This is a genomic window from Pseudomonas sp. S11P7 (assembly GCF_023195435.1).
GTDB classification, from domain to species: domain Bacteria; phylum Pseudomonadota; class Gammaproteobacteria; order Pseudomonadales; family Pseudomonadaceae; genus Aquipseudomonas; species Aquipseudomonas fluorescens_G.
This window is the reverse complement of record NZ_JALPKS020000002.1, coordinates 4,245,734-4,257,889: the sequence shown is the minus strand read 5'-3', so window position 1 is coordinate 4,257,889 and position 12,156 is coordinate 4,245,734. Positions and strand designations below refer to the sequence as shown.

Here is a 12,156-nt window from a genome sequence, read left to right as displayed (position 1 = left end):
CAAGTACCACTCAACCCGCTTCGGCGGGTTTTTGCATTATGGAGGGCGCATGAGCGCAGCAGCAAAGAAGTCTTCGCGCACGGCGCCGAGAAAGCGACGCTCTGTCACTGGCAGCAAAGGCGGGCAGTCCAAGCCAAAGCAGCCAAGCATTGCGTCCAACAGCGTTCCGTCGCTGGCCACCGCCCGGCTGGTGTACATCTGGAGCTGGGGCCCGATTGTTGGGCCGGTCGACGGCCTGCGCTCCGTGCGGCTGGACGGGACGCCGATCCAGGCGCAAGACGGGACGATCAATTACCCCGGCGTGAAATGGCAGTTCCGCTCCGGCGAGCTTCACCAAGAGCGCTTGGCGGGGGTCACCGAGTCCAGCAACGAAATAGCTGTAGGCCAAGAGCTGCGCACGTCGACGCCTTGGCTGTATAGCATCAACAACTCCATCATCGACGCCGCGCGCGTGCGCCTGAGCTGGCCGACGCTTCAATCTCAGGACGCCAGCGGCAACATCAACGGTGTACGGATCGACTACGCCATCGATGTTTCAACCGACAACGGCCCCTACGTGACGGTGCTGACCTCGTTTGTCGATCGCAAGAACGTCACCAAGTACGAGCGCTCCCACCGGATCGAGCTGCCGGACGGCAACCAGTGGACGCTGCGGGCGCGCCGGCTCACTCCGGAAGCCAACAGTTCGCTGGTGCAGGACAGCATGTTCATCGAGGCTGTCGCCGAACTGGTCGACAGCGATCAGGAATACCCGCTCACGTCCGTCGGTTGTATTGAGTACGACGCCCAGCAATTTGGCGGCGATATCGCAAAAATCGCTGTGCTGATGCGCGGCCGTATCGTGCGCGTGCCTGCGAACTATGACCCGGTAACGCGCACATACGCCACCGGCGGCACAGGTACCAGTGGTGGGATCTGGGACGGCACCTTTAAGGAGGCCTACACCAACAATCCGGCTTGGGTTTTCTACGACCTGGTGCTTCATCCTTATTACGGGCTCGGCGAGCGCATCGATGCCACGATGGTGGATCGCTGGTCGCTGTACCGGATCGCGCAGTACTGCGACCAGATGGTGCCGGACGGGAAGGGCGGGCAGGAGCCGCGTTTCACCTGCAACCTGTATTTCCAAAAGCAGGCCGAAGCGTACGCAGTGCTGCAGGACTTGGCTTCGATCTTCCACGGCATGGCCTACTGGGATGGCAGCCAGATCGTCGTCAATGCGGATATGCCAGGCGATCCCGTTTTCAGCTACAGCCCGTCGCAGATCCTCAACAACGGTGCCATCAAATACGACGGCACCCGCTGGCGCGATCGGCACACCACGGCAATGGTGTCCTGGGACAACCCGGCGCAGGGATTTGAAACCGACAAGGAGCCGGTATTCGATAACGAAGCGATGAGTGAGCTCGGCTCCGTCCGCGAACTCAGTGTGGACGCGTTTGGATGCACGTCTCTCGGTCAGGCGCAGCGCGCGGGCCAGTGGGCGCTGGTAACTGAGCAACTGCAGACTCGCGGGGCGACGTTCCGTGTTGGTCTTGATGGCGGAATTCCCAAACCCGGCCAAATCATTTCCGTCGGCGATCCGATGCTGGCGGGGCGGGCGAATGGTGGGCGGGTATCTTCAGCGGCTGGACGCGTCATTACTCTCGATCGCGATCTGACTATCCCGACGGGCGCCAGGCTCTACGTCAACCTGCCCAGCGGCAAGTCCGAAGCGCGGGTAATCAGTTCGGTCAACGGCCGGGCAGTCACCGTGGCCGCGAATTACAGCGAAGTGCCAGAGCCGGAGTGCGGCTGGGTGATCGACTTCGACGACCTGAAGGTCATGCAGTTTTATGTCCGCAACGTTACGCGTCCCGAGTGGCATCAGTACCAGCTTGAGGTCATCCAGCATGAGCCGAGCAAGTTCGCGTTCATCGACAACGGTGCCGTCGTCGATACCCGCCCAATCAGTGGCATCCCGATCGGCACACAAGAGGCCCCTGCGCGAGTGCTGATCAGCCAGAACGTGGTGGTGGAGCAGGGTATCGCCGTCACCAGCATGAGCATCGCATGGGACGCCGCACCCGGCGCGGTAGGGTATGACGTCGAATGGCGCTGGGGTGCTCGGGAGTGGATCAAGGTTCCGCGCACCGGAGAGCTGATGGTGGATGTTCGCGGGATTTATTCAGGGCAGTATCTGGCGCGGGTTCGCGCGGTCAGCGCCATGAATGTCTCGTCGGTGCCGACCAACTCCGTGCTGACGGACTTGCTAGGCAAAACCGGCTTGCCGCCGGCGGTCACACATCTGACTGCGACATCTCTGCTTTTCGGGATCGAACTCAAGTGGGGTTTCCCCGCCGGCGCGGAAGATACGCAACGCACCGAGATCTGGTATGGCCCATCGCCGTCTCGAGAGGCTGCGACGAAGCTTGCTGATTTGGCCTACCCGCAGAGCGACTACAGCATGCAAAGCCTGCTTGCGGGCGCCACGTTCTTCTTCTGGGCGCGGCTGGTGGATCGTACCGGCAACGCCGGTCCGTGGTACCCGGAAGGGATTGGCGTGATGGGGCAGGCCAGCTCCAACGCCGGTCCTATCCTTGAGCTGATCAAAGGGCAGATCGGAGAGACCGAGCTCGGGCAGGACATCGTCGACAAAATAGATCTGATCCCAGGACTACAGGAGCAGATCGATGCCCTCGACGGGCTCAAGAGCTACAACCCTGATGACACCTACGAAGAGTACGACCTGGTGGTGCAGGGCAAGCGGATCTATCAGGCCACCGGCCCGGTACCGGTCGGAACTCCACCGCCGAACCCGCTCTACTGGCTCGACGTTGGGCAGACAGTGGAAACGGCGAATGGTCTTGCGCTGCAGGTAGCGACCAACACCACGGAGATCTCCGAACTCGACGGCGTGGTCACCGCTCAAGCCACAGCGTTCGAAGCCCTTCGCGCCTCCTCTCGGGACGATGACGGGGCTGGCGATCTCGCAGACGCGATCAAAAGCCACACCAGCACCGCGTCGCTCGCATCCGAATCGAAGGTTCGAGCCTCCCAAAACGAGGCAATGGCGGGACGCCTGACAACCTTCGACGCCAAAATCGGAGCGAACGCGGCGAACATCACCGAGCTTGAGCAGGTTGTTGTTACTAACCAGCAGGCAACAGCACAGCAACTGATTCAGCTGAGCACAACGGTCGGCAACCAGCAAACGGCGATTGAACAGAACACGTCGATCGTCAATGACGTGAATGGGAAAATCACTGCGAGCTGGTCGGTGAAGATGCAATACAACTCAGGCACAGGGCAGTACATCGCGGCCGGCGTTGGCCTTGGAATTGAAAACGGACCAGCCGGCTTGCAAAGCCAGTTCCTGGTCAGCGCCGACCGCTTCGCCATCGTCAACACCATCGCCGGCGGCGCCATTGCGGTGCCGTTCGCAGTGCAGGGTGGACAGGTGTTCATGAACTCGGCGTTCATCCAGGATGGAACGATTACCAACGCCAAGATCGGCAGCTACATCAGCTCCACGAACTACATCGCCGGCCAGCAAGGCTGGATTCTGAACAAAGACGGCACGCTTGAAATTAACGGCATCGTTCCAGGGCAGGGGCGCTTGGTGATCAACTCACTGAACGTCTCGGTCTACGACGCCAACAACGTCCTGCGTGTTCGTCTCGGCTATCTGGGGTAATCAATGGCGCTATTTGGACTGCGTGTCTTTAACGAGAGCGGTCAGCTCGCTATGGACACCAACAGCTTCACCTACCAGGTGATCTGGCAAGGCGTGATTGATTTCAGCGGGACCGTGCCCAGCTACACGCTGAATATCCCCGGCTTCAATCCAGCCAATTGTGTGTTCATGATCATCCCGACGAGGGCACAGGACGTGCAGCCTTCGGAGAACGACTCGTCGGGAAACATTCGCTCGTACCCTTTCGTGACCACCGCGGTAGGCCAGGTGGTTGTGCTCCCGAAAAACCCGTCATCCAGCGCCTCGACATTGCAGTCGCGGATCGTTTCGAAGGCCTACGCCATAAGGTTCGCGACATGAGCTTCGGATTCCAGAGCATCAATGATAACGCTTTCGTTCAGATCGACTCGGAGGCGCCGCGGCTTTGCATGCTGACGCGAGGATCTTATTCAGGGGTGGCCGCCGCAACGGCCACATTCCCGCGCGCGGTGACCAGCCAAGACCCGCCACTGGTCTTCATCCGGCCGGATCAGACCGGATTGATTCAGGTGCCGTATTCGGTGTGGTTCACCGGTGGTCCGGGTAACTGGACTGGCTTTTCGATGAACGCCTCGAAGGTCAATGAGTCCTTGAGCGGCCAGTATTTCGTCGCAGCATGGGCTTCGATGGGTACGGCCGCTTACGGTCTGCGTCTATGGGATGCGAGCGGAACGCTTTGTTACGACAGCGGCGCGCCCGCTGTGGTTGTGACCTTCGCCGCGGGTGACTGGACTTATCTCGGCGCCGAGCAACTGAGCGTGGGGCAGCGGTACATCTGGGGCATCACCAAGGCGCTTGGCGTCGGTGAATACGTTTCCATCAATCCATTCACCATGACCTGCCATAACAACTCGTCGGGTGGTGCATGCGCACTCGGCGTTGACTACGCCAACGGCCGAATCCTGATGTACAGCCTGGCCTCCAACGCTTGGACCAATCAGGGCCATCGCCCATTCCTCTGCGCCAAATTGCTGGCCTGACCCTTTTATTTCTGGAGATACACAATGCCCTGGTACAAGACGGGAACGGTCTCTGTCACCCAAAATTCCAATGCAGTGATCGGCGCAGGCACGGCATTTATTGCCAACAGCCGTGTCGGCGACGGATTTCGCGGCCCGGACGGGCGCTGGTACGAGGTGACCAATATCGCCAGCAACACCGCGTTGTCGATCGCGCCTGACTACGAAGGTCCTACAGCTACCGGTGGCTTCTACTCGATCATGCCGGTGCAGGGCTACCAGAAGGATCTATCCGACCAGGTGCGCGCCATTCTCAACGACTACGGCGAAAAGCTGGCCTTGCTCGGTACCACCGGCAATTACGACATCTTGCCGGTTGCCAAAGGTGGCACGGGGTCGGAAACGCTGAATTCGGATGTGGTACCAGAAGGCGCAACGAACAAATATTTCACCGGGGCCAGAGTACTGCAGTCGGTGCTGACCGGCCTGACCACTGCAACCTCGGCGGTCATTGCTTCGACAGACACTGTTCTGGCGGCGATGGGCAAGCTCCAGGCGCAAATCACCGGCCGTGCATTGAAGGGAGCCAACAGCGACATCACATCGCTTTCGGGTCTAACGACTGCACTTTCTATTGGGCAGGGTGGTACTGGCGCTAACACTGCTGCAGGAGCTCGTTCAAATATCGGGGCTGCATCAGCCGGAAACAATTCCGACATCATAAATATCACCGGTTTGAATTCGGCGAAAATCAACGGTTCGAACAACGCTAATGCCCAAGGGTTATGGCTCATGTGGAATACCGGAATCGTGGGGGCTTCCGGTACGGCCGACTTTATATGCAACCAAGGGGGAGGTAATGGCGGGTTTACGTGGCGATCCGTAAACATCAACAACACCGTCGGCGGCCCGACGATGTACTACACGTACTCGGGTAATTTGAACGTGCCGGGTGCGGTTTCGCAGGGTTCTGACCGGAGGCTGAAAAAGAACGATGTCGACATTGTCGATGGCCTTGAACGGATCATGCGGATTCGCCCTGTCGAGTTCGACCGTCGGGACTTTCTCGACTCGGAGGACTATCCGCACCATGAAGTAGGTGTAATTGCCCAAGAGCTTTTTGAGGTCACGCCATTGCTGGTTACTCCCGCAGACCCGGAAAATGAGCAGGATATCTGGCGAGTCAATTACACGGGGCTGATTCCGTATTTGGTGTCCGCGATAAAAACCCTGAAGGCCGAAATCGAAGTCCTGAAGTCGAACGCGCAATAAAGCAAGCTGAGTCGCAGAGCCCGCCATCGAGCGGGTATTTTTTTGCCTGGAGAAAGCCATGCCGATCACCCAGCAGCAGTTGCTGCAGATCCTGCCGAACGCCCGCACTCAAGCGGGCGTTTTTGTTTCCGCACTAAACACCGCGATGCAGCATTACCAGATCGTCGGGCCGAAGCGCGCGGCCGCGTTCATTGCGCAGGTCGGTCATGAGTCTGGCCAGCTGCGCTACGTCCGCGAGATCTGGGGGCCGACCGTTGCCCAGCGTGGGTACGAGGGGCGTGAAGACCTGGGCAATACCGTGCTGGGCGATGGTCGGAAGTATTGCGGTCGGGGGCTGGTCCAGATCACCGGGCGGGCGAACTATGCCAAGTGCGGAGAGGCGTTGGGCCTGGACCTGATCAATCACCCTGAGCTGCTCGAGCTGCCGCAGCATGCCGCGATGTCGGCGGCGTGGTTCTGGAAGCAGAAGGGACTGAACGATTTGGCCGATCGGGACGAGTTCAACACCATCACTCGGCGTATCAACGGTGGGTTGAATGGTTTGGCTGATCGGCTGGCGCTGTGGAAGAAGGCACGCGAGGTGCTGGCGTGACCGTGCCGTGGCGGTTGATCGGCGTGCTGGCTCTGGTGCTCGCCGGCTTCGGCAGCGCCTGGCAGTTTCAGGACTGGCGCTACGGCCGGCAGCTCGCCGAGCAGGCCAGACTGCACCGGGAGACGTTGAACCAACTTGTCACGGCCGGCGCCGAGGCGCAGAAGGCCGAGCATGACAAGCGGCTGGCGCTCGAGCAGAAGCTGGCGGCCAGTGAGCAAACCCATTACAGGAAATTGAGCGATGCCCAACGTGACCAGGATCGCCTGCGCGATCGCCTTGCCACTGCTGATCTGCGGCTGTCAGTCCTCATCGATGCGGATTCAGCCAGTGGCTGTGACATGCCAAAAGCCACCGGCGCCGGCGGCGTGGATCATGCAGCCGTACGAGCCCGACTTGACCCAACGCATGCTCAACGAATTATCGCCATCACCGACACCGGCGACCGTGGACTGATCGCGCTGCAGGCGTGCCAGGCTTAGATCAAGGAGTTGAGCCAGAACTAGCCAACTATCATGTTCTTAAACGACTCAGTCAAAAGCAGTGGCACCACTGGAGTTGCCACCGTGACTGCGTCGGAAATTCCGCCTAAAACATTGAGTATTTTTGAGCCGATAGTGGTTTCGCTGATGGCTGACCTATATTCGCTATCAAAAGCACTATGACCAAGCAGCGCATCAATAGATGAAGTTATCGGTATTTCCCCACCGAGACGGTACTCTTCCAGTGCGATGATGACTTTTCTGAGGGATCTAGCGAGGTACTCCCTTACTTTTTGTTCCAGCTCCCCAGATAAAACTTCCTCTATCAACTCATTAAGAGTCTTGATGAAGTTTTGAATCTGTGTGTCGGCTAACTTGTTCGGAGTTTTGAATTCAAGGAGGTCCGCAGCCGACGTCAAATGATCGATTGCCGTAGGGCTGAGATGCGCAATGAAAGTCTCAAATTGTCCGTTCATTTCCTGATGGAGGAAGCCTGTATCAAGAGCCGTCTTCCACGTCTGCGATGCTCTCGCTTGCCTAGGGAAGAGCTCATTAACCAGCAGGAATGCCTCTTCGGACAAGTTCATCACCTTTGCTAGCCGCTCATGCATCAAGGCCATGCTGGTCCCGGAATCAAGTATTTTGCTCCAAGCTTGCCGAGCGGTGATCGTCCTGCTGAGACCTTGAGCCTCGATTAAAACATCAAGGAGGCGCGCTGCCGGGTTTCCATTTTCCATAAAATTTCCGAGATGGATTGAGTGGCTTAAGCTGTCTAAAACTAGCTCACTCCATCCCGGTTTTACTAGGGAAAAATCAACTCAAATGACAGAAGAGTTTTAGACAGAGGAATGCTGAAAGCCACGGAGTACGGGGTCTATGCACTACTCCAGCCCATACTGCTGCATCATCGGAGTGTGGGAGGACAGGTCGGAGACGGCTTTATTCATCGGATTGTCGGGCAACTCGTTAAAAGGTGTAGGGCAAAAGCGCGGCGTCGGCCGGGCGTTTCCGCGATGGACGCAAGGTTACCATGGGCGCTCAATCGGACGCAGGCATCGCGGTCGATTGGCGGGTTTGTTCATCGAAATGTTGCTTTATGCATGATTTATGCAAAACAGCATTTGTCTTCGCAAAAAACTTCAAGCACTATGCGCGTTATGCAAAAACGCAACGTAGCCTCCGTCTTAAGAGCACTGCTCGATCAGCACGGGATCTCCCCCACGGAGCTCCACCGTCGCACCGGCGTGCCTCAATCCACTCTCTCGCGGATTCTCAGCGGGAAGATCGTCGACCCTTCGGATAAACATATTTCGAAGATCGCCGAATACTTCGCCGTGAGCACCGATCAGCTGCGCGGGCGCGCGGACGTCGCAGCGACGGCCAGCGCCGGGCGTGATGGCGTGCATGCGGAACTCAAGGACATAAGCCTGTGGGACGACGACACCCCCGTCGATGATGACGAGGTGTCGGTGCCCTTTCTTCGTGAGGTTGAATTGGCTGCTGGATCAGGAAGATTCGTCATCGAAGAGAGCGAACGCTCTAGCCTGCGCTTCGGCAAGCGCAGCCTGCGCCATAACGGTGTGCAGTTCGACCAGGCCAAATGCGTGACAGTACGCGGCAACAGCATGTTGCCGGTGCTGCGTGATGGTGCGACTGTCGGCGTCAACGCCGGCAAGTGCGGTATCGGCGACATCATTGATGGCGACCTGTATGCGATCAATCACAACGGCCAGTTGCGCGTGAAACAACTTTATCGCCTGCCCACCGGCATTCGTCTGCGCAGCTTCAATCGCGATGAGCACCCGGATGAGGACTACAGCTTCCAGGAAATCCAGGAAGAGCAGATCGTCATCCTTGGCCATGTCTTCTGGTGGGGCATGTACGCCCGCTAAGCCCTTTAGGTTCAACTGAAACCTGCCGCTCGGCAGGTTTTTTTCGCCTGCAGAAATCTCCCCACCCCTCGGCCCGCTTGGGTTTCATGCGTATGCGCAAATTTAATGCATAAATAAATGCATTTGCGCATTGACTGTATATGCATCTATGCATATTCTTGCCACCAAGCCGCTCGACAAAGCGGCTGGCAAGACAAGCTCTTTAGTTCCACAAGAACAGGCAGCGATGAACCGGCCTCAACGGTTCAGAGGGTTGGCAACTGACCCGGGTGTGCAGCGTAAAGCACCAGAAGCAGTTATCCGGCGGGCAGGGACCGCGGTCGGAGAAACAATTTGAATGGACTCGTACCGCGCCAGTAGCGCCGAAAAGTCAACTTCCTTCATGAACACAGGATTTGAAGGAAGGCGAAGGAGCGCATTACTGAAAAGCCTGGCGTGCAAGCGCCGGGCTTTTTGGGAATGCCTGCCGAATCAAACGCGACACCCCTATTGAAAAAAACACAGAACGAGGAATACCCATGAGTCTCTATGCATTGGTTGAATACAACAGAGTCGTCCAGCTAAAAGAAAGTGAAGCCATCCCCGAAGCGCCTGCTTCGCCAACCTCCACCTGGGTTGATGTAACCGGCAGCACGGATATACGGGTGGGCTGGGGGCGACGTTCAACGGCATCTGGACCTTCTCGGCACCCACCGATGAAGAGCTGCGAAACGACGCCGAACAACAAAAATGGCAACTTCTGAATGTCGCCGCCAATTGGCTGTTGATGAACTCATTGCAATTCAAGGTTGATCTGGCCGTGGCCAGCGCAGAAGAACAAGCCCGATTGCTGGCTCACAAGCAGTACTGCATTGCGCTCAGCGACATCGATAAGCAGTCGGGCTACCCGACAAACATCATGTGGCCGGTTGCTCCTTACTGACGCAACCAGTCTGCCGTGAAAAAGCAGACCCATTGCTCAGCCTGGCTCCCTGAGCCAGATGACATAAAACACTTTTCCAGATCTCACGGATGAAAAACAAATGTTGAACAAGAAAATCGCTGCGATTCTCGCTACCTTTGCACTGCTCGGCAGTGCCAACGCACTGGCAGACAATCTGCTTGTGAACGGCAGTTTCGAACAGTCAAGCTGCGGTGCCGGCTGCATTCTGGACACACCGGCAAAAGCCAACGCCATCACCGGCTGGACGACGTTTTTGTCTGGCGCTGAATACTTCAATATGCCCAATGCAATCGGTGGCTCTGTTGCGGCTGATGGCGTAATGATCGTTGACCTCGCCAACTACGTTTACGGCAATGGAGGCGGTATCCAGCAGAACTTTGCAACCACCGCAGGCGCAAAATATCGCTTGACCTTCAGCGCGGGCAACTCTCGGTTTGCCAGTCGTGCCGGGGATGGTGTCGTTCAGGTAAAAGTGGCCGGTCAAACAGCGACCTTCAATACGCCGACAGCGAAAGGTGTTGCCGTTGAGTGGGCCACCATCACCTACGATTTCACTGCAACTACCGCGCAGACCACACTGGCATTTTCCAATGAGCAAAACCCGTATGCCAACTACGCCTTTATCGACAATGTCACTGTCGAAAGGCTTTGAGCTTCGAGCAACGGGCGTTTCGGTGATCTCTCGAAACATGATGGTGAGACCTGTGCGTTGTCGCCTCCCATCCTGCTTACATCAACAAGTTCAGGAGGCGTGACATGACAAACGAGCAACAAGCGTTGGCGGACATGCCAATCTGGCTGGTCATCCTCCTGGCCGTTGTCGGCGGGGTGTCCGGCGAAATGTGGCGCGCGGACAAGGAGGGCGCCCGCGGCTGGTCATTGCTGCGGCGCCTGGCCTTGCGCTCCGGCGCCTGCATGATCTGCGGCGTGTCGGCGATCATGCTGTTGTATGCCGCAGGGCTGTCGATCTGGGCCGCTGGCGCATTCGGCTGCCTGACCGCCATGGCCGGCGCCGACGTCGCCATCGGTCTTTATGAACGCTGGGCCGCCAAGCGCATCGGCGTCTGCGAAGTGCCACCGCGCGATTCACAGTAACCCCCCACTTTTTGACTCGCTGCACGCCGTGCGGCGGGTTTTCGCGTGGACATTCGAAAAGGAGGTCATGCATGCCCACCCCGATCCAGCAGCCTTCGCAGCTATACACGGCGATGGCAACAACCTTGCGCAACAGCGCCGGACTCAACGTACAGGTCGGCCATCAGGAAGATTTCGGCGCACCTGGCGAACAGGCCTGGGTGTTGATCGATTTTGACCGCAATGCACCGGGCGTTCGCGCTGCTGATGGGCGTATCGCCCATGTGCTGACGCTGTCGCTGCAAGTCATCCCGGCGCTTGCAGCCAGTGCCTTCGCTGCCTGCGATCTGATCGCCGTGCTGAAAAATCTGATCACCGACAATCGCTGGGGCCTGCCCGGCGATCAGTGTGATCTGCCGATGAACATCGACGGCTTGCCGTCGATGTTCGGCCAGCAATACAAGGCCTGGACGCTGACATTCGAGCAGACCCTTTATCTGGGCCCGACCCTGCTAGACGACCCGCTGGGCATTCCGAAATTCGCCCGGACCTGGGAGGTCAGCAACATTGACGACCCCGACCAATACACCGCGCTGGAGGCCTGAGCGATGTTCGATGCACTACTGCGCATGCAACTGGGCCCGATCATCGAGCGCCTGGCAGAAATGGAAGCAGACATCGACGACCTGCACCGCCGCGCCGAGAGTTTCTGTCGGATCGGCCTGTGTCAGAGCGTCGATGCCGCCAGCAATACCTGCACGGTCAGCCACGGCGGTTTGCTCACCCCGGCGATCAAGTTCTTCAACCCCAGCGCGGGTGCGCAGAGCGAATCGCGGATTCCGTCGGTGGGCGAGCAATGCCTCCTGTTCAACTACGGCGGCGGCGAAAGCGGTGCGCAGAGCGTGGCATTGTTTGGCTTGAACAGCGACCGCTTTCCACCCACCGCCACGGTGCCGACGCTGACCCGTCGGGTGCACCAGGACGGCAGCGAAAGCGGTTATGACGACGCCACTCACACCTTGCACTGGCAAAACGGCCCGGCCGCGTTCAGCGGTTCTCGCGAGTCACTTGAGCTGAGCATCGGCGCGGCGCGACTGGCGCTGACGCCACAACTGATCAGCCTGCAACTGGGCGCCGTCGGCCTGAGCATCGACGCCTCGGGCGTGCATTTCAGCGGCCCGTTGGTCGACCACCAGGGCCGCGTCATCAGCCCCTGATTCAAGAGCCTTC

General features: G+C 58.4%; 14 protein-coding genes. 13 read left to right on the top strand and 1 reads right to left on the bottom strand.

Going from position 1 to position 12,156, the window contains the following annotated elements:
• The first annotated feature begins 49 nt into the window (after positions 1-49).
• From M0746_RS19650 to M0746_RS19625, 6 genes are read left to right on the top strand one after another with little or no spacing between them, the layout of a single operon-like run.
• The gene (locus M0746_RS19650) at positions 50-3,676 is read left to right on the top strand and encodes a phage tail protein (protein WP_258450311.1); all 3,627 of its coding nucleotides are present in this window, start codon (positions 50-52) and stop codon (positions 3,674-3,676) included.
• A gap of 51 nt (positions 3,677-3,727) precedes the next feature.
• Positions 3,728-4,036: a hypothetical protein gene (locus M0746_RS19645; protein ID WP_231990992.1), complete on the top strand. Its 309-nt coding sequence runs from the start codon at positions 3,728-3,730 to the stop codon at positions 4,034-4,036.
• Positions 4,033-4,695, top strand: a complete 663-nt coding sequence (locus tag M0746_RS19640) for a hypothetical protein (RefSeq protein ID WP_076565764.1) — start codon at positions 4,033-4,035, stop codon at positions 4,693-4,695. The genes M0746_RS19645 and M0746_RS19640 overlap by 4 nt, the downstream gene beginning before the upstream one ends.
• Positions 4,696-4,719: 24 nt before the next feature.
• Positions 4,720-5,946, top strand: a complete 1,227-nt coding sequence (locus tag M0746_RS19635; protein WP_258450310.1) for a tail fiber domain-containing protein — start codon at positions 4,720-4,722, stop codon at positions 5,944-5,946.
• Positions 5,947-6,004: 58 nt separating this feature from the next.
• Positions 6,005-6,538 carry a glycoside hydrolase family 19 protein gene (locus tag M0746_RS19630; protein WP_258450309.1) on the top strand — a complete coding sequence of 178 codons (534 nt, stop codon included), beginning with the start codon at positions 6,005-6,007 and terminating at the stop codon, positions 6,536-6,538.
• Positions 6,535-7,017 (top strand): lysis protein, encoded by a 483-nt coding sequence (locus M0746_RS19625; protein WP_258450308.1) that lies wholly within the window; start codon positions 6,535-6,537, stop codon positions 7,015-7,017. Before M0746_RS19630 ends, M0746_RS19625 begins: the two co-directional genes overlap by 4 nt.
• Before the next feature lie 20 nt (positions 7,018-7,037).
• Here M0746_RS19625 and M0746_RS19620 read toward each other — a convergent pair whose 3' ends face one another.
• Positions 7,038-7,754 (bottom strand): hypothetical protein, encoded by a 717-nt coding sequence (locus tag M0746_RS19620; RefSeq protein ID WP_258450307.1) that lies wholly within the window; start codon positions 7,752-7,754, stop codon positions 7,038-7,040.
• 420 nt (positions 7,755-8,174) lie between these two features.
• On the opposite strand from M0746_RS19620, the gene M0746_RS19615 reads away from it, so the two are divergent.
• The 7 genes from M0746_RS19615 (at position 8,175) to M0746_RS19585 (ending at position 12,143) form a co-directional block, all read left to right on the top strand.
• Entirely contained in the window at positions 8,175-8,909 is a 735-nt protein-coding gene (locus M0746_RS19615; RefSeq protein ID WP_258451504.1) for an XRE family transcriptional regulator, read from the top strand.
• A 518-nt stretch (positions 8,910-9,427) separates the two neighbouring features.
• On the top strand, positions 9,428-9,652 hold the full coding sequence (locus M0746_RS19610; RefSeq protein ID WP_258450306.1) for a hypothetical protein: 225 nt from the start codon (positions 9,428-9,430) through the stop codon (positions 9,650-9,652).
• Entirely contained in the window at positions 9,559-9,831 is a 273-nt protein-coding gene (locus M0746_RS19605; protein WP_342454992.1) for a tail fiber assembly protein, read from the top strand. The genes M0746_RS19610 and M0746_RS19605 overlap by 94 nt, the downstream gene beginning before the upstream one ends.
• A gap of 100 nt (positions 9,832-9,931) precedes the next feature.
• On the top strand, positions 9,932-10,504 hold the full coding sequence (locus tag M0746_RS19600; RefSeq protein ID WP_258450305.1) for a DUF642 domain-containing protein: 573 nt from the start codon (positions 9,932-9,934) through the stop codon (positions 10,502-10,504).
• Between the two features lie 104 nt (positions 10,505-10,608).
• Positions 10,609-10,947 carry a phage holin family protein gene (locus tag M0746_RS19595; protein ID WP_186550225.1) on the top strand — a complete coding sequence of 113 codons (339 nt, stop codon included), beginning with the start codon at positions 10,609-10,611 and terminating at the stop codon, positions 10,945-10,947.
• Between the two features lie 71 nt (positions 10,948-11,018).
• Positions 11,019-11,531: a hypothetical protein gene (locus M0746_RS19590; RefSeq protein ID WP_258450304.1), complete on the top strand. Its 513-nt coding sequence runs from the start codon at positions 11,019-11,021 to the stop codon at positions 11,529-11,531.
• 3 nt (positions 11,532-11,534) lie between these two features.
• The gene (locus tag M0746_RS19585) at positions 11,535-12,143 is read left to right on the top strand and encodes a phage baseplate assembly protein V (RefSeq protein WP_208938522.1); all 609 of its coding nucleotides are present in this window, start codon (positions 11,535-11,537) and stop codon (positions 12,141-12,143) included.
• Positions 12,144-12,156 lie beyond the last annotated feature (13 nt).